The sequence below is a fragment of the Pseudomonas zanjanensis genome (genome assembly GCF_014268745.2).
GTDB lineage: Bacteria > Pseudomonadota > Gammaproteobacteria > Pseudomonadales > Pseudomonadaceae > Aquipseudomonas > Aquipseudomonas zanjanensis.
Genome location: NZ_JABWRB020000001.1, coordinates 2825041 through 2840769, shown reverse-complemented (window position 1 = coordinate 2840769; position 15729 = coordinate 2825041). Strand labels below are relative to the sequence as shown.

Here is a 15729-nt window from a genome sequence, read left to right as displayed (position 1 = left end):
CTACTGTCTATGGGCTGTTGGACTGGTCGAACCAGTTTATTCATCAGGTTGTTTTTGTCGGTCGAATAAATTATTTAATAAACAATGATTTATTGAGTGGGTTTGATGGGCGTAGACCCTGTTCCGAAGCTGGTCATACCAGTTGGAGATTCAATGGACAGCGCAGAAACCAGCCGTAACCCGCAGGTCGCCGACGTGGTCTGTGAACGCATTGAGCGCCTGATCGTCGACGGCGTGCTCAAGACCGGGCAGTTGTTGCCTTCGGAGCGGCGGCTGACGGAAAAACTTGGCGTCTCGCGCACCGCCCTTCGCGAGGGACTGAAGCTGCTGCGCGCGCGCGGGATCATCAGGACCGAGCAAGGCAAGGGCTCATTCGTGGCAGACCTGTCCGGGCACGGCTTGGCCTCGCCGCTGATGCATCTGTTCAGCTCACAGCCACGCACGCTTTATGACTTGTTCGAGGTCCGCAGCCTGCTGGAGGGCGAGTCCGCGCGTCTGGCGGCGTTGCGCGGGACCGAGGCGGATTTCGTCCTTATCACCCGCAGCTACGAGGCCTTGCTCGATGCCCACGACCGGTCCCTGGAAGCCAGCGCCCAGGCCCGGCTCGACCACGCGTTTCACTTGGCGATCTGCGAGGCTTCACACAATCCGGTGCTGGTGCAAACCTTGCGTTCGCTGACGGACTTGTTGCTCACTTCAGTGTTTGCCTCGGTCAACAACCTCTACCACCGAGAACCGCAGAAGCGTCAGATCGACCGCCAACACGCCCGGCTCTACAACGCCGTGACCGGTCGCCTGCCGGAGCAGGCGCGCAAGGCCGCCATCGCCCACATCCAGAGCATCTGCGAACACCTCAAGGAAATCGAAAACGAAGAACAACGCCTGGTGCGGGCGACGTTGCGGCTTGAGGGATGGGCGTAGGTGGAACATCTGAATCAACCGTTGGGAAGATGCAACTGCGCCTCCATGGCATCATGAAGGAGTCTGACGACTTCGATGACGTCGTCGTTTGCCACACGGTAGAACACGATATGGCGCGGGCTTTTGACTGTCCCGAAGGGATGTTTGGCCTGCTGGCGGGAATAGATGAGGTGGTAACTGCGAAGGCCCGGCGCTAGCTCATCACGGTCCTGGCTGCCAATCCGAGAGGGCATGCCGGCGATGTCTTGCAGCGCAGTGAGGATCAGAATCTGGTAACGCTGGCGTGCTTGATCGCCGAACTGCGTCAGGGAGAGCCTGAGGATGTCGACAATGTCGGCCCGCGCCGCGTTGGAAATCCGATACTGAGACATGCTCAGTGTTTCTCTCCTGTCGGGAGCGCTGCTTCCACGCTCAGTTCATTCAAGTAATGTTCCAAGCCTTCTTCGCTCAGATGAGTGAAACGCTCGTGTTCAAGATCCATGATGCCGATCGAGGCCGCTTGACGCAGGGCCTCGATTTTTGCGGCGTCTTCGGCCACACGCTGCTCCAATAGGCGCAAACCTTCTCGCATCACTTCGCTGGCATTCTGATAACGGCCGGACTGGACCAAGTCATGAATAACTTGCTCCTGGTGAGGAGTGAGTACAACGTTTCGGGTGGCCATGATAGCTCCAGCAGCAGGCAAGCAGATTGTGGATTGCTGGCATAGTATGCCAATCCTTCCGCGAACGCATACATTCAATGAGAGGTTAGCCGCCATGATTTACAAGCATCACCGGCAATCGTCGCTACCTCCCGACCGAGCCAGCGCTTCCAGCACTTCAATGGCCCTTTGCGCATCTTCCCGCCCGACGAAGATATGGTCGTGGTAGTAAGCCGCGATGACGTTGCAACTGATGCCGGCCTTTCCCAGGGCCGTTGCGAAAGCTGCGGTCAAGCCCACGGCATCCAGGGCCGAATGGACGGTCAAGGTGATCCAGGCGGCGACGTAGTCGAAGTCCAGCCCCAAGGCCAAGGCCCTGCTGCGTTCGATGATCACCGTCAGGCCTTCTTTTTCGCGGAAGCTGCCAAGCACCTCTTCGCCTTTGACCAAGTTCGGGTCAGCGACGCAGCAGAAAACGTAATCGCCTTCATTGAGTAATGGGCGCATGCCGCTGAGCAGTTTCGCTATCGATTTTTCGCCTGACATGTCGATTCACCTGGTTGATGGATAAGCGGGCATTCTCAAGGAGTTTTTCGGCAAGTGCTGTTCATAGTGCTGATGACGGATAAGCAAAAGTGATAAGAGGTGGGTCTTGATGCCGGTGTGCAGGTCTCCAACGCCCCGGGGGAATAGGGTCAGCAAACGGCTTTCTTGAAGGGGCGAGGGGATACGCCCCGATAGAATGACACCATGGCGAGCACCTGCACGGTGACGGCTGCTGCCACGACGGCGACGATGGCGTGATTCGGATCGATGAAGACGGCGCGCAACAGGCCGAATAGGGCTGGGGCGAAGGCATAGGTGGCCTGGCTGATCGCAACCATCAGGGCGATCACCCTGGCGGTGTGTTCACGGCTGAACTCGACCTGGGCAATCAGGGGCGGCAAGGACGTCGCATTGCCAATGCCCGAACCGATCAGCACCACGGCTATCCAGGCCACCGTCGGGTGCAGGCCCAGGCCCAGAAGCATCAGTGTGCCCAGCATCTGAATGGCATACCCGAGACAGGCCAGCTGCCGACGGTTCATACCCTGGATCATCAGGCGTGCGGCGACGTATCGCCCGCCCATCGCACTGGCGGTGGCCAGGCCCATGGCGAACGAGGCGTCATGGGCGCTCATGCGTCCCAGCAGCATCGAATACAGGTGCGCGACCAAGCCGATCTGGGCGAACAGGCCCAGGGACATGCCGGCCGCCAGGCTGCGGAAACTGGCCGACCTAAGCGTCTGCAGGGCGGTCCATGGCGCGGCGCTGGCGCTGGCCGGCACCGGTTCCGGCTGGTCTGCGTGGTCGGGATGCTGTCCCAAGCCTTGTGGGCTTTTGTTGAAGACCAGGAAGGCGAAGGCGCCGATGAGCAGCACGGCGACGACACTGATCGCCAGCGCCGCCGCGGCAAAGCCGAAGCGCTCGATCAGCCACACCCACAGCGGCGAAAAGATCACGCCCCCCAGGCTGGCGCCGTTGTAGGCCTTGCCCAAAGCCTTGGGCCTTTCCTTGACGTACCACGGGGCGATCAGGGTGTTAACGGCTGCGGCCCCCAATGTCACCCAACCGATACCCGAGCAGACGGCGCCGGCATACAACACCCAGAGCTGGTTGGCTTGAGCCCAGGTGTTCACACCGATGCCCAGGACGATGCTGCCCAGCAGGGTGATGGTGGGCATGCCGAAGCGTGCATAAAGACGTGGCAGGTTGGCGATGACTAGCGTGCCGCTGAGAAAGTGCACGGTCACGGCGGTCGAGACCTCGGCGATCGGCCAACCCGTGCGCTCCATGACCGCTTGCATGTAGATCGGCGGCCCGTAGAAGCCGATCCCCCAACCGATCATCGCCAGGATGAACGTGCAGGCCAATACGGTTTTTCCAAAAAAACGGGTGCGTGTCATCGCCATCTCCTCCAGAGTGGCTCACAGGCTATGCGCCCGACAGGTCCCTCACTTCGGGGTGCGTCGAATAATGGATGTCGAGCGCGATTGCTTCTTGGATTTGGTTTTCCGCGATGCCGTTGCCTACGGGTACGATGCGCGGGGCGTTGCAACTGGCAGCGCTGGAGCACTCCTCTACATGGATGGGAGCTGAGCCTCGATCGCTTGCTTGTCGATAATCGACCAGACCTCGCGGATCCTGCCGTCCTCGAACGCGTAGAAGACGTTTTCCGTGAAGGCGACCCGTGCGCCATTGACCGCAAGCCCCAGGAACTCCCCAGCCGGCGTGCAATTGAATACCAGGCGAGCCGCCAACCGGGGTGGGTCGACCACCAGGCATTCGACTTCAAAGCGCAAGTCGGGGATGTCCCGATAATCCGCTTCCAGCATGCTTCGATAGCCATGCAACCCTAATGGTCTCGCGTTGTGAATCACTTGCTGATGCACAAAAAGGCCCAGGTTGTCCCAATCCTGTGCATTCAGGCAGGCGATGTAATCGGTATAAATATCGGCCAGATTTGAAGTCATGGGGACTGACGCTCCGTTACGTGACTGTCTCCAGAGCATAGTCATGCTGCAGCGTCGGGCTGCTCTTCGCGAGGCCCGGGGCTGGGGGGATGTTACAAACTTGCCGTTTCCCTTTCGGGTCGATGCCAACAGAAGCGACTATCCTTGCGGACATTGAATCTGAACACTGCCTCCACAAAAAAAAGAGACGCCATGACCCATTATGATCGCGCCATCGGCTCCAGACCCGGCACCACACGCGGTGATCGAACCTGTTTGACCAGGTCCCGGTTGCTCAAGACAGTTTCAATGACGGTTTTCTGCCTTTTCACGGCAACGCCCGGATACGGCCAGAACCTGCCAGCGGCAACGGATGCCACGGTGACAGTGGCTCAAGCGCAGGAAATGGTTGCCAAGGCCACCCTCGGCGCCGTGCCCTGGAGCGGTCCTGAAACCGGTCCGCGCGCCCAGCGCGGCAAGAGCATTGCCATTGTCGCAGAAGATATGCGCAACGGCGGTATTGTCGGTGTTGCCCAAGGTGCTCGCGAGGCCGCCAAGGCGATGGGGTGGACGCTGAGGGTATTCGATGGCGCCGGGTCCCCGGACGGGCGTGCAAAGGCCTTTGCCGATGCGCTGGCGGCGAACCCCGATGGCCTCATTCTGTGCGGTGCCGATGCCCTTGAAAACAAGGCGGCGCTGGCCGTCTTCGCCGACAAGGGCGTGCCGGTGGTGGGCTGGCACGCCGGGGAAAAGCCCGGGGCGATTGACGGTACGCCGATGGCCATGAACGTCACCACCGATCCGCTCGAAGTGGCTCGCATCACGGCCATGGCGGCAGTGGCGCAGTCGAACGGAAAAGCCGGCGTGGTCATCCTGACCGACTCCAGGTACAGCATTGCCATGGCGAAAGCCAAGGCCATGGAAAACGTGATTCGGGCCTGTCGGGACTGCTCGTTGCTGGAAGTGCGCGATGTCGCAATCTCCGAAAGTCGCGAGAAAATGCCGGCGATCACCACGCAGCTGCTGCAGCGCCATGGCAAGCGCTGGACCCACACGCTGGCCATCAACGATATCTATTTCGACTACGCGGTGGCGACCTTGGCCAGCGCCGCGATCCCCCGCGATGGCATCAGCCTGTTGTCGGCCGGTGACGGCAGCGCTTCGGCGTTCTTGCGCATCCAGGAAAAGAACTACCAGACCGTCACCGTGGCCGAACCGCTCAACGTGCATGGCTGGCAGGTGATCGATGAGTTGAACCGACTGATGGCCGGCCAGCCGGTGAGTGGCTTCGTGGCACCGGTTCACTTGGTCAATGCCGACAATATCGCTTTCGACGGCGGGAAGAAGTTGTTGTATGACCCAAGCAATGGTTATCGAGACATCTATCGATTCCAATGGAATCCCTGAGCGGACGTAACTTCACGGCGTATCGAAAAAAATGGCGTCGACCTGTCGATTTCGGCCATTGCCATTCGATTAGTTCGTAGAGCCGCCACACCGACGGCTTGATCCATCCATTTTCAGGAGATACGAGCATGCGATTTATGGTGATCGTCAAGGCCAGTCCGGAGTCGGAAGCCGGAGAAATGCCCAGTGAAGAACTGCTGGCCGCCATGGGCGCCTACAACGAAGAATTGGTCAAGGCCGGGGTGATGCTCGCCGGTGAAGGCCTGCATCCCAGCGTCGAGGGCGTACGCGTGCAGTTTTCCGGCAAGGACCGGACGGTTGTCGACGGACCCTTTGCCGAAACCAAGGAGCTGATCGCCGGCTTCTGGATCTTCAAGGTCCAGTCGTTGCAGGAGGCCATCGACTGGGTCAAGCGCTGCCCGAACCCGATGGTCAGCGACAGTGAAATAGAAATCCGCCAGATCTTCGAACTCGAGGAATTCGGCGAAACCTTCACCCCCGAGTTGCGCGAGCAGGAAGCACGCTTGCGGGCGCAGCTGTCCAGTCAATCGTGAAGCCGGCGACAGGAGGACCCACCATGAGAATCATCCCTTACCTGACTTTCAACGGTCGCTGCAAGGAAGCCTTTGCGTTGTACAAGGACGTGCTTGGCGGCGAGCTGTTTTCCATGTCCTTTGCCGAGGCGCCTGAGGACGTCGGCATGCCCAAGGACCCGGACCTGATCATGCACGCCTGCCTGACCGTGGGCCATTTCAGCCTGATGGCCTCCGATTGCCCGCCGGGCCAGCCGTATAACAAGCCACAAGGGGTATCGGTTTCCCTCAACATCGACAGTGTGGAGGAGGCCGAGCGGCTGTTCAAAGGCCTGAGCGCGGGCGGCCAAGTGCAGATGCCCTTGGCGAAGACCTTCTGGGCGGAACGTTTTGGCATGTTCGAAGACCGTTTCGGGATTGCCTGGATGATCAACTGCGAGGGCCGGCAATAAGTCGAACACTGCTTTGGCTGCGATGCGTTGCCTGGCCGTTGGCAGCGCTCGCGACACGCCTCACTTCCCGCCCTTGGATGGACGATCCTGGCGAGCACGCTCGCCAGGGTTTGCCTCCGTCGTGTGAACCTTGCGCCGATCCTGCGTTCACTTATTAAGCTGCCGCTTCAAGTGATCCTGGCTGTGCCCGTTTGCTGAAGCGATCCGTATGGGCTGTTCAATTAAGGCTGTAGACAAACCGTGGCGAGGGAGCTTGCTCCCGCTGGGCTGCGCAGCGGCCCTTTTTTTTGTGAGCGCTTCGCACTCAAGCGGGAGCAAGCTCCCTCGCCACAGGTTCATCGTTTTCCCTAAGTAAAACCGCATCACTCAGGGAATCAGCCTGAATCTGGTGGCTGCCCCCAGTGCCGACAAGGACCTCGCATGCACTCAACCTCATCCACCTTCCCCTTAAACGCCGTCGTCGAACGCGAGCTCAGTCTGCGTGCGGTCAGTACGGGGATTGTCCTCGGTATCCTGCTGACACCGTCCAATGTCTACGCCGGGTTGAAGATCGGTTGGTCGTTCAACATGTCGATCATTGCCTTGCTGATCGGCTATGGCATCTGGCAGGGCTTGGCCAGCCGATCGGTGGGGCGTTTGCCCTGGACGCTGCACGAAAGCAACATCAACCAGACCGTGGCCTCTGCCGCCGCGTCGATCATTTCCGGTGGGCTGGTCGCGCCCATCCCGGCCTACACCTTGCTGACGGGCCAGCAGTTGGAGGCCATTCCCATGGTGGCCTGGGTCTTTTCGGTGAGTTTCCTCGGGATCTGGATTGCCTGGTACCTGCGTCCCTCGCTGCTCAATGACAAGGCTTTGAAATTTCCCGAAGGCATGGCGACCCTGGAAACGTTGTTGCATATCTACAACCACGGCCACGAAGCCGCGACGCGTTTGAAAGTGCTGCTCAGCGCCGCGATGCTGTCCGGGCTGGTCAAGGCGGTCGATACGTTCATGTGGGCTATCCCGCGCTGGTCTCCGACCGCTCAACTGGAACGCCTGACGTTCACCGCGGACCCTTCGCTACTGTTGGTGGGGTTTGGCGGGATCATCGGTATTCGCGTGGGCCTGACCCTGCTGCTCGGCGCCTTGCTGGCGTGGGGCGGGTTGGCGCCGTGGTTGCTGGAGCAAGGCCTGGTGCAGCTGCCGAGCGGTAGCAGCGGCCCGCAATTCGCGGCGCTGGTGGAGTGGTTGTTATGGCCGGGAGTGAGCCTGATGGTCTGCTCGACCCTGGCCTCACTGGCGATTCGCTTGTGGGCATTGCACCGCTCGACCAAGGCGGGCGGCCGGGCGATCTGGACGATCCCCAAGCCTGGGCCGGCGGCCGGTTTCGCCCTGTCGATCATCCTGGTGGTCAGCCTGCAAGTGCTGTTGTTCGGCATTAACGCCTGGATGGCCTTGTTGACCATTCCCTTGGCAATCTGCCTGGCGGCGGTGGCAGCCCGGGTGGTCGGCGCCACGGGCATTCCGCCGATCGGGGCCATTGGGCAGTTGTCCCAGTTGAGCTTCGGCATCGTCGCCCCGGGCCAGGTACCGATCAACCTGATGAGCGCCAATACCGCCGGTGGTTCGGCCGGGCAGTGCACCGATTTGATGAACGACTTCAAGGTCGGCCGGGCGATTGGCGCCACGCCGCGCAAGCAGGTGATCGCCCAGATCCTGGGGATTTTCATCGGCAGCATCGTCGGCGTGTTGGCCTACCTGGCGCTGATCCCGGACCCGCAGACCATGCTGCTCACCGAAGAGTGGCCGGCCCCGGCGGTCGCCACCTGGAAGGCCGTGGCGCAGACCCTGACCCTGGGCCTGGATTCATTGTCAGCGAGCATTCGCTGGGCGATTTTCATCGGCGGTCTGGTCGGTGTGTCGTTGGGGATTCTCGATAGCTTGTTGCCGGCGCATCGGGCCCGCTACCTGCCAAGCACGGCGGCCCTGGGCCTGGCCTTCGTCCTGCCGGCCTCGGTGTCCTTGATGATGGCCCTCGGCGCGGTGCTGACGTGGCTGGTGAGCTGTCGCTGGCCGAGCCTCACCGAACGCTTCGCCATCACTGCGGCGGCGGGGTTGATTGCCGGGGAGAGCATTACCGGGGTGGGCGCGTCGTTGTGGCAGATGCTTGGGACCTGATGGGTGTTGTCGGCGAGAAAAGTCGTAATGCTAAGGTTGGCCGAGGCTCTTGGTGGTGACAACTTTGTCGTAACCTTCTACTGGCCGTGCCCCATCGGCCACCCATGTACGTTCTTTGCGACACTTGAACTTCACCCCTTTGCGCGGCGCCATCACTCTGGCCGTCTCCATGCACATTGCCTTGGAAGCAAAGGTTGGCCCTGGTTGTCGTTCATCGACACAGCCTTCGTAGCCACTGCAGATCGTCATCACAACAAAATAGACAGTCATCATCTCGGTGTTGCTCCATTGCGTGATGCGAGTGATTACATCCTGTAGCCCAGGTCGGCGGCCCAAACGTTTAGCGGTGATTGCCTGCGGATGATGAGCTTCGGTTCAAGTCCCCAGCAATGGCACATCAGTACCGTGCGTCGGGAATCTGTCACTGTATTAATATATTTTTAATTGGTTGGATTTTGTGCCAATAAGTTGGCGTCATCCGGGGTGGGAGGGGTAGGCGGGAGAGGCATGTCGGCGGACAGGCCGTCTTCGCGAGCAGGCTCGCTCCCACAGTTGGATCGGGGTATGGCCGGAGAGATAGGTCGGCTGTCAGGCCGCCTCGCGAGCAAGCTTTGCTCCCACAGGGGATCAGCCTGAACCCTGAAGGGCCGAACTCAGTTATCGGGAAACGGCAACGAGAGCAGCCAGGCACTGAAGGCCTTCAAGGCGGGCAGATGTTGGTATCGGGTCGCGTAGACCAGGTAATAGCTGCGCCCACTTTCCATTGGTTCGAACAACGCAACCAGATCGCCGCTTTTCAGTTCATCCTGCACCAGGATTTGCGGAACCAACCCAATCCCGATCCCCGCCGCCACGGCCTGGATAAGGTGGGCGGTGAGTTCGAAGCTCGGGCCGGAGCGCATGGTGCGGTGATCGACGTTGTGCTGGTCAAACCAATCCGACCAGACACCGGGCCTCGACACGACGTTCAACAAGGCATGCTCGGCAACATTGGCCGGCGACATGGCCCGGTACTCGGGCAATGCGGTCGGGCTGGCAATCACCACCAGCTTTTCCGTGAGCAACGGATGGGCAATGTAGCCGGGCCACTCTCCCGAACCTGCGCAGATGATTGCGTTCATGTCGTGGGTGGAGGATTGGACGTCCTCGCGGATGATCCGCGAATGTATGTGCACCAGCAGGTCCGGGTGCTTGGCATAGAACTCATGCATCCGCGGCAGCAGCCATTTGGAACCGAGGGTCGGCAGGACGGCCAGGTTCAAGGGGCCGCTGTCGTTCTTGTACGAGATGGCCTGCAACGTTGCGCTTCGAATCCGTCCCAGCGCGGCCGCCAGTTCGTGCTGATACAGCGCGCCAGCGGCGGTCAATTCAATCTTTCGGCCTTCGCGGCGGAAGAGTTCGATCTCAAGTTGCGCCTCCAGGGTTTGTACCTGCCGGCTGACGGCGCTTTGGGTCAATGCCAGTTCTTCCGCTGCCTTGGTGAAACTGCAATGGCGCGCGGCGGCCTCAAAGGCAACCAGCAGCGACATCGAAGGCGTCAGGCGTCTAGGGTTCATTCATAAAGCTCATGCAAAGCCAGCAGGAATTACGTTTGCTCCAACCGTACAGGAAGGCAAGAATCATGAAAACCTTGTGCAGCTGCTCGATACGTCTCGTGCCGAGCATACGTAATGTGAATGCATAGATTAGCTTTTCAGCCTGTAGGAAAACATCATGATTGCCCGGTTATCGTCTCCTGATCCCCAGAAAGCGACCTATGACGCTTTTCTGAACGCGCTCAAAGTGGCGGGGTTTCAAGGCGAGATTGCCCGCGACCATGGCGACCGGACGGTCTTGGCCACCGACAACTCCATCTACCAGCGCCTGCCCCAAGCGGCGGTCTTTCCCCTGGATGAACAGGACGTGATGATCCTGTCCCGCTTGGCCGCCGAGCCCGCCCACCGCGCGGTGGTGCTTACGCCGCGTGGTGGCGGCACTGGCACCAACGGCCAATCGCTCACCGATGGCGTGGTGGTCGACCTTTCCCGTCATCTGAATAACATCCTGGAGATCAACGTCGAGGAGCGTTGGGCCAGGGTCCAAAGTGGCGTGGTCAAGGATCAGTTGAACGCAGCCCTCAAACCCTACGGCCTGTTCTTCGCGCCAGAACTCTCGACCTCGAATCGCGCCACTATCGGCGGCATGATCAACACGGATGCGAGTGGCCAGGGCAGTTGCACCTATGGCAAGACCCGTGATCACGTTCTCGAACTTTCGACGGTTCTGCTTGGCGGTCATCGCCTCGACAGTTCAGCTATCGACGTGGCGCTTTTGCCAGCCCTGGTCGAACGCCGGGATCGGGTGGGGGACGTCTACAAATGCGCGGTGGATATCGCCGATACCCACGCCGAGCTGATCAGGGACACCTTTCCGAAACTCAACCGCTGCCTGACCGGTTATGACCTGGCCCATCTGCGCGAATCCGATGGGCGCTTCAATCTGAACAGCGTGCTTTGCGGCTCTGAAGGGTCCCTGGGCTTCATCGTCGAGGCCAAGCTGAACGTCCTGCCCATCCCCCAATACTCCATCCTGGTGAATGTGCGTTACGCCGGGTTCATGGATGCCCTGCGTGATGCCAAGGCGTTGATGGCGATGAAGCCGCTGTCGATCGAGACCGTGGATTCGAAAGTGCTGATGCTGGCGATGAAGGACATTGTCTGGCACGGCGTCGCCGAGTATTTCCCTGAAGACCCCGATACACCGACGCTGGGGATCAATCTCATTGAGTTCAGTGGCGACGACGAAGCGGCGGTCCAGCAGCAGGTCCATGAGTTCGTCCTGCACCTGCAGCGCGATACTTCGGTTGTCCGCTTGGGCCACACCCTGGCGATTGGCGCCGATGCGCTCAAGCGTGTCTATGCGATGCGCAAGCGTGCCGTGGGCTTATTGGGTAACGTCAAGGGCGAGGCCAGGCCCCAGCCCTTTGTCGAAGACACCGCGGTTCCGCCTGAAAACCTGGCCGACTTCATCCAGGCGTTCCGCGCGCTGCTCGATAGCCATGACTTGCAGTACGGCATGTTCGGTCACGTCGACGCCGGCGTCCTGCATGTGCGCCCGATCCTCGACATGAAGGATCCCGCCCAGGCCGCCTTGATCCGGCCGATTTCCGATGCGGTCGCGGCCTTGACGCAACAGTATGGCGGGCTGTTGTGGGGCGAACATGGCAAGGGCTTGAGGTCGCAATACGTGCCCGATTACTTCGGCGATTTGTACCCGGCGCTGCAAGCGCTGAAGGCGGCTTTCGATCCCTTCAACCAACTCAACCCAGGCAAGATCGCCACCCCGGACACGGTTCCAGACGCTCGACTGACCCGTGTCGACGAAGTGGAGCTGCGCGGTGCCCTGGACCGCACCATTGATGAACGTGTCTGGCAAAGCTACGACACGGCGGTGCATTGCAATGGCAATGGCGCGTGCTACAACTTCGATCCGGATGACGCCATGTGCCCGTCCTGGAAAGCCACACGCAATCGCATTCACTCGCCCAAGGGACGCGCCTCGCTGATCCGGGAATGGCTGAGGTTGCAGGGCGAGCAGGGTGTCGATGTGCTGGCGGCCAGCGATCGGGTTCGAGGGGCTGGCAGGAACCAGGGTGTTGCGCGTCGGGCCGTAAATAGCCTGGCCCGGAAGATGGGCCAGGCGGATTTTTCCCATGAAGTCTACGAAGCGATGACCGGTTGCCTGGCCTGCAAATCCTGCGCGGGCCAATGCCCTGTCAAAGTGAATGTGCCGGAGTTCCGCTCGCGTTTTCTGGAGCTTTATCACAGCCGCTACCTGCGTCCCCTCAAGGATTACCTGATTGGCTCCTTGGAATACACGGTTCCCTATCTCGCCAGGATGCCGCGCCTGTACAACTTCGTGATGAGCGCCCGGTCGATCCGCTGGGGGCTCGAACGCGTGGCCGGGATGGTCGATAGCCCGCTGCTCAGCCTGGTGGATTTTGCCGCCGTATGCCGGCGCTGGGACGTGGAGGTGGCAACACCTGAGCGCCTGGAAGCGCTTTGCAGCGAGCAGAGGGAGAAAAGCGTCATCCTCGTCCAGGACGCCTTTACCCGGTTTTTTGAAACGCCTTTGCTCGTGGACTGGGTGGAGCTGATATCGAGGCTGGGCTACAAGGTCTTGCTGGCGCCGTACGCGCCCAACGGCAAACCGCTTCAGGTGCAGGGTTTCTTGAAGGCGTTTGAGAAGGCCGCCCGCTTCAATGGCCAGACCTTGCTCAGCCTCCAGCAGTATGGCATTCCATTGGTGGGGCTCGATCCGGCGATGACGCTGGTCTATCGACAGGAGTACGCCAAGACACTGACCACCGGCAACGCTCCCCAGGTGATGCTTGCGCAGGAATGGCTGATCGATGCGCTGCCGAACGATCAAACCGTGAAGGCGGACGAGCCTTACCACTTCCTGCCGCACTGCACGGAAAAAACCAATGAGCCGGGCAGCGTCGGGCAATGGCAAAAAATCTTCCAGCGCATGGGCCTGGCGCTGAACGTGCAAGCCAGCGGTTGCTGTGGGATGTCGGGCACCTACGGGCATGAAACGCGAAACGCGGAGACATCCGACACGATCTACGGGCAATCCTGGAAGCCGCTCCTGCAAAAACTCAATCAGTCGGGCCGGGTGGTTGCCGACGGGTATTCCTGCCGCAGCCAGGTGAAGCGCCAAGAGGGTATTACCGTGCTGCATCCTCTGCAGGTTCTGTTGGCGCGGGTGAAAGAGGTGTCGGTCGAGGGCGGATAAGAGGCGATACCGCTCACTCAAAGGCTGGCGACAAACCCGTGGCGAGGGAGCTTGCTCCCGCTGGCGTGCGTAGCGCGCCCAAAAACGCTCGACCTGACACTATGGCGGCGGACGTTATGGGGCTGCTACGCAGCCCAGCGGGAGCAAGCTCCCTCGCCACAGGCCGGAATGCACGTCATTGAATACTTCCATTGTTCACGAATCGTGTTCCATACCATCACCTAAAGGCCATTGATGGGTTTTTCATTGCGAATATGCTCTGTGCATCCGTGACCCGGCACCACAGAGCGCATCGCAATGAACAGCCCTCGTACCCTCTACCAGAAGCACATCGACAGTCACACCGTCGCGACCCTGGACGATCAAGGGCATGTATTGCTCTACATCGACCGCCAGGTGGCCAACGAATACACCAGCCCCCAAGCCTTCAGCGGGCTGCGCGAGGCGAAGCGTGGCGTCTGGCGTTCTCGCGCGACGTTAGCGGTTGTCGACCATGTCAACCCGACCAGCCCGACCCGTATCGCGGCCATGCCTGACGCCGGTGGCGCCTTGCAGGTCGCGTACTTCGAAGAGAACTGCCGGGACTTCGGCATCGAGCTGTTCGATGTGCTGGATAAGCGCCAGGGGATCGAGCACGTGGTCGCGCCAGAGCAGGGGTTTATCCTGCCCGGCATGGTGGTGGCCGCAGGCGACAGCCATACCACGACCTACGGCGCCCTGGGCGCGTTTGGCTTTGGTATTGGCACTTCTGAAATCGAGCATCTGCTGGCCACGCAGACATTGGTCTACAAGCGGCTGAAAACCATGCGGGTCACGGTCACCGGCACGCTGGGCATGGGCGTCACCTCGAAGGACATCATCATGGCGCTGATCGAGAAGATTGGCGCGTCAGGCGCGACCGGGTATGCCATCGAATTCACCGGCCCGGCCATCAGTGCATTGAGCGTCGAGGCGCGCATGACGATCTGCAACATGGCGGTGGAGGCCGGGGCCCGGGGAGCCTTCATGGCGCCCGATGATAAAGTGTATGGCTACCTCAAGTCCAAGCCCCGTGCGCCTCAAGGCGAGCACTGGAATGCCGCGGAAAAAAAGTGGCGCGAGCTCTTCACCGATGAAGGTGCGGTGTTCGACAGCGAAGTGCGGGTGGACGTGGATGGGTTGGCGCCGATGGTGACCTGGGGAACCAGCCCGGACCAGGCGTCGCCCGTCAGTGGCAGGGTTCCGGACCCGGCGACCATTGCCGATCCGATCCTGCGCCAGGGCATGCAGCGCGCCTTGACCTACATGGGGCTGGAAGCCGGCATGGCGTTGAGTGACGTGCCGATCAGCCATGCGTTCATCGGCTCATGCACCAACGCGCGCATCGAAGACTTGCGTGACGTCGCACGGGTGGTGGAAGGCAGGAAAGTCGCCTCGACCGTACGGGCGATGATCGTTCCCGGATCAACCCAGGTGCGTGCCCAGGCTGAAGAGGAAGGCTTGGCCAGGATCTTCCTCGAAGCCGGTTTTGAATGGCGTCAGTCCGGATGCTCGATGTGCCTGGCCATGAACGACGACGTGCTTGCCGCGGGCGATCGTTGCGCGTCCAGCACCAACCGAAACTTTGAAGGTCGTCAGGGGGCGGGCGCCCGGACCCACCTCATGAGCCCGGCGATGGTTGCCGCAGCGGCCATCCGTGGTCGCCTGACCGACGTACGCCTATTGGCCGAGGAGATTTGAACCATGCAACCTTTTGAAACCGTGACTGGAAAAGCCGCGCCGTTGCTCGCTTCCAACATCGATACCGACGTCATCATGCCCAAGCAGTTCTTGAAAGGGATCGATCGAAGCGGGTTGGATAAAGGCGTGTTTTTTGACCTGCGTTTCCTTGAGTCCGGCGAACCCAATCCAGATTTCATCCTCAACCAACCGGCCTGGAGCGGGGCCAGTTTCCTGGTGACCGGGCCCAACTTTGGCTGTGGTTCCAGCCGCGAGCATGCGGTATGGGGGCTCAAGCAACTGGGGATTCGAGCACTGATCGGGACAAGCTTTGCCGGTATTTTCTATGACAACTGTCAGCGTAACGGCGTGCTTGCGATACAGCTGTGCGAATCGCAGTTACAGAGACTGGCTCGCGTCGTGAGCCATGGGGCTACCGCGACGATCAGCGTCGACCTGCCGAATCAGCGGATCTGGCTGAGTGAGGGCTCGGTCATCGAGTTCACCATCGATGCGCTACGCAAGCAATCGTTGCTGTCGGGGTTGGACGCCATCGGCGCGACCTTGCAGCGGGCGGCACAGATTCGTGATTTCGAAGCGCGTCACTACGCAGACAATCCGTGGCTGGACTGAGTGCCCAGGCGCGC

15 protein-coding genes are annotated in these 15729 nt (G+C 60.6%); 8 read left to right on the top strand and 7 right to left on the bottom strand.

The window, feature by feature from the left end; genetic code table 11:
* Window positions 1-153: 153 nt before the first annotated feature.
* Window positions 154-921, top strand: coding sequence for a transcriptional regulator GlcC (gene glcC / locus HU715_RS11710; protein ID WP_186706248.1), 768 nt, complete (start codon window positions 154-156; stop codon window positions 919-921).
* 14 nt (window positions 922-935) lie between these two features.
* Here the strand turns inward: glcC and HU715_RS11705 are convergent, their stop codons facing one another.
* From HU715_RS11705 to HU715_RS11685, 5 genes are all read right to left on the bottom strand, one after another.
* The gene (locus tag HU715_RS11705; protein WP_186706249.1) at window positions 936-1292 is read right to left on the bottom strand and encodes a type II toxin-antitoxin system RelE/ParE family toxin; all 357 of its coding nucleotides are present in this window, start codon (window positions 1290-1292) and stop codon (window positions 936-938) included.
* A 2-nt stretch (window positions 1293-1294) separates the two neighbouring features.
* Complete coding sequence (locus HU715_RS11700; RefSeq protein WP_186706250.1) at window positions 1295-1585, bottom strand: type II toxin-antitoxin system ParD family antitoxin; 291 nt, start codon at window positions 1583-1585, stop codon at window positions 1295-1297.
* Between the two features lie 108 nt (window positions 1586-1693).
* On the bottom strand, window positions 1694-2110 hold the full coding sequence (locus HU715_RS11695) for an ACT domain-containing protein (protein WP_186706251.1): 417 nt from the start codon (window positions 2108-2110) through the stop codon (window positions 1694-1696).
* A gap of 149 nt (window positions 2111-2259) precedes the next feature.
* The gene (locus tag HU715_RS11690) at window positions 2260-3510 is read right to left on the bottom strand and encodes an MFS transporter (RefSeq protein ID WP_186706252.1); all 1251 of its coding nucleotides are present in this window, start codon (window positions 3508-3510) and stop codon (window positions 2260-2262) included.
* Window positions 3511-3684: 174 nt separating this feature from the next.
* Entirely contained in the window at window positions 3685-4077 is a 393-nt protein-coding gene (locus HU715_RS11685; protein WP_186706253.1) for an ester cyclase, read from the bottom strand.
* 366 nt (window positions 4078-4443) lie between these two features.
* Here HU715_RS11685 and HU715_RS11680 point away from each other — a divergent pair, with 366 nt between their 5' ends.
* The 4 genes from HU715_RS11680 to HU715_RS11665 all read left to right on the top strand — a co-directional run bounded on the left by HU715_RS11680 (window position 4444) and on the right by HU715_RS11665 (window position 8608).
* Window positions 4444-5463 (top strand): substrate-binding domain-containing protein, encoded by a 1020-nt coding sequence (locus HU715_RS11680; RefSeq protein ID WP_186706275.1) that lies wholly within the window; start codon window positions 4444-4446, stop codon window positions 5461-5463.
* A 128-nt stretch (window positions 5464-5591) separates the two neighbouring features.
* Window positions 5592-6017, top strand: a complete 426-nt coding sequence (locus HU715_RS11675) for a YciI family protein (RefSeq protein WP_186706254.1) — start codon at window positions 5592-5594, stop codon at window positions 6015-6017.
* 23 nt (window positions 6018-6040) lie between these two features.
* Window positions 6041-6448 carry a VOC family protein gene (locus HU715_RS11670; protein WP_186706255.1) on the top strand — a complete coding sequence of 136 codons (408 nt, stop codon included), beginning with the start codon at window positions 6041-6043 and terminating at the stop codon, window positions 6446-6448.
* A gap of 420 nt (window positions 6449-6868) precedes the next feature.
* Window positions 6869-8608, top strand: coding sequence for an OPT family oligopeptide transporter (locus tag HU715_RS11665; protein ID WP_186706256.1), 1740 nt, complete (start codon window positions 6869-6871; stop codon window positions 8606-8608).
* 30 nt (window positions 8609-8638) lie between these two features.
* On the opposite strand, the gene HU715_RS11660 is transcribed toward HU715_RS11665, so the two are convergent.
* Window positions 8639-8881, bottom strand: coding sequence for a hypothetical protein (locus HU715_RS11660; RefSeq protein ID WP_186706257.1), 243 nt, complete (start codon window positions 8879-8881; stop codon window positions 8639-8641).
* Between the two features lie 380 nt (window positions 8882-9261).
* Window positions 9262-10164 (bottom strand): LysR substrate-binding domain-containing protein, encoded by a 903-nt coding sequence (locus tag HU715_RS11655; protein ID WP_186706258.1) that lies wholly within the window; start codon window positions 10162-10164, stop codon window positions 9262-9264.
* Between the two features lie 157 nt (window positions 10165-10321).
* Here HU715_RS11655 and ydiJ point away from each other — a divergent pair, with 157 nt between their 5' ends.
* From ydiJ to leuD, 3 genes are all read left to right on the top strand, one after another.
* Window positions 10322-13384 carry a D-2-hydroxyglutarate dehydrogenase YdiJ gene (gene ydiJ / locus HU715_RS11650; protein WP_186706259.1) on the top strand — a complete coding sequence of 1021 codons (3063 nt, stop codon included), beginning with the start codon at window positions 10322-10324 and terminating at the stop codon, window positions 13382-13384.
* 297 nt (window positions 13385-13681) lie between these two features.
* Window positions 13682-15103 carry a 3-isopropylmalate dehydratase large subunit gene (gene leuC / locus HU715_RS11645; protein WP_186706260.1) on the top strand — a complete coding sequence of 474 codons (1422 nt, stop codon included), beginning with the start codon at window positions 13682-13684 and terminating at the stop codon, window positions 15101-15103.
* Window positions 15104-15106: 3 nt separating this feature from the next.
* Entirely contained in the window at window positions 15107-15715 is a 609-nt protein-coding gene (gene leuD / locus HU715_RS11640) for a 3-isopropylmalate dehydratase small subunit (RefSeq protein ID WP_186706261.1), read from the top strand.
* Window positions 15716-15729 lie beyond the last annotated feature (14 nt).

What these genes read in the sequence shown, in the direction of transcription:
- glcC (WP_186706248.1), top strand. Translation starts at nt 154, where the DNA reads ATGGACAGCGCAGAAACCAGCCGTAACCCGCAGGTCGCCGACGTGGTC.
- HU715_RS11705 (WP_186706249.1), bottom strand. Translation starts at nt 1,292, where the DNA reads ATGTCTCAGTATCGGATTTCCAACGCGGCGCGGGCCGACATTGTCGAC.
- HU715_RS11700 (WP_186706250.1), bottom strand. Translation starts at nt 1,585, where the DNA reads ATGGCCACCCGAAACGTTGTACTCACTCCTCACCAGGAGCAAGTTATT.
- HU715_RS11695 (WP_186706251.1), bottom strand. Translation starts at nt 2,110, where the DNA reads ATGTCAGGCGAAAAATCGATAGCGAAACTGCTCAGCGGCATGCGCCCA.
- HU715_RS11690 (WP_186706252.1), bottom strand. Translation starts at nt 3,510, where the DNA reads ATGACACGCACCCGTTTTTTTGGAAAAACCGTATTGGCCTGCACGTTC.
- HU715_RS11685 (WP_186706253.1), bottom strand. Translation starts at nt 4,077, where the DNA reads ATGACTTCAAATCTGGCCGATATTTATACCGATTACATCGCCTGCCTG.
- HU715_RS11675 (WP_186706254.1), top strand. Translation starts at nt 5,592, where the DNA reads ATGCGATTTATGGTGATCGTCAAGGCCAGTCCGGAGTCGGAAGCCGGA.
- HU715_RS11670 (WP_186706255.1), top strand. Translation starts at nt 6,041, where the DNA reads ATGAGAATCATCCCTTACCTGACTTTCAACGGTCGCTGCAAGGAAGCC.
- HU715_RS11665 (WP_186706256.1), top strand. Translation starts at nt 6,869, where the DNA reads ATGCACTCAACCTCATCCACCTTCCCCTTAAACGCCGTCGTCGAACGC.
- HU715_RS11660 (WP_186706257.1), bottom strand. Translation starts at nt 8,881, where the DNA reads ATGATGACTGTCTATTTTGTTGTGATGACGATCTGCAGTGGCTACGAA.
- HU715_RS11655 (WP_186706258.1), bottom strand. Translation starts at nt 10,164, where the DNA reads ATGAACCCTAGACGCCTGACGCCTTCGATGTCGCTGCTGGTTGCCTTT.
- ydiJ (WP_186706259.1), top strand. Translation starts at nt 10,322, where the DNA reads ATGATTGCCCGGTTATCGTCTCCTGATCCCCAGAAAGCGACCTATGAC.
- leuC (WP_186706260.1), top strand. Translation starts at nt 13,682, where the DNA reads ATGAACAGCCCTCGTACCCTCTACCAGAAGCACATCGACAGTCACACC.
- leuD (WP_186706261.1), top strand. Translation starts at nt 15,107, where the DNA reads ATGCAACCTTTTGAAACCGTGACTGGAAAAGCCGCGCCGTTGCTCGCT.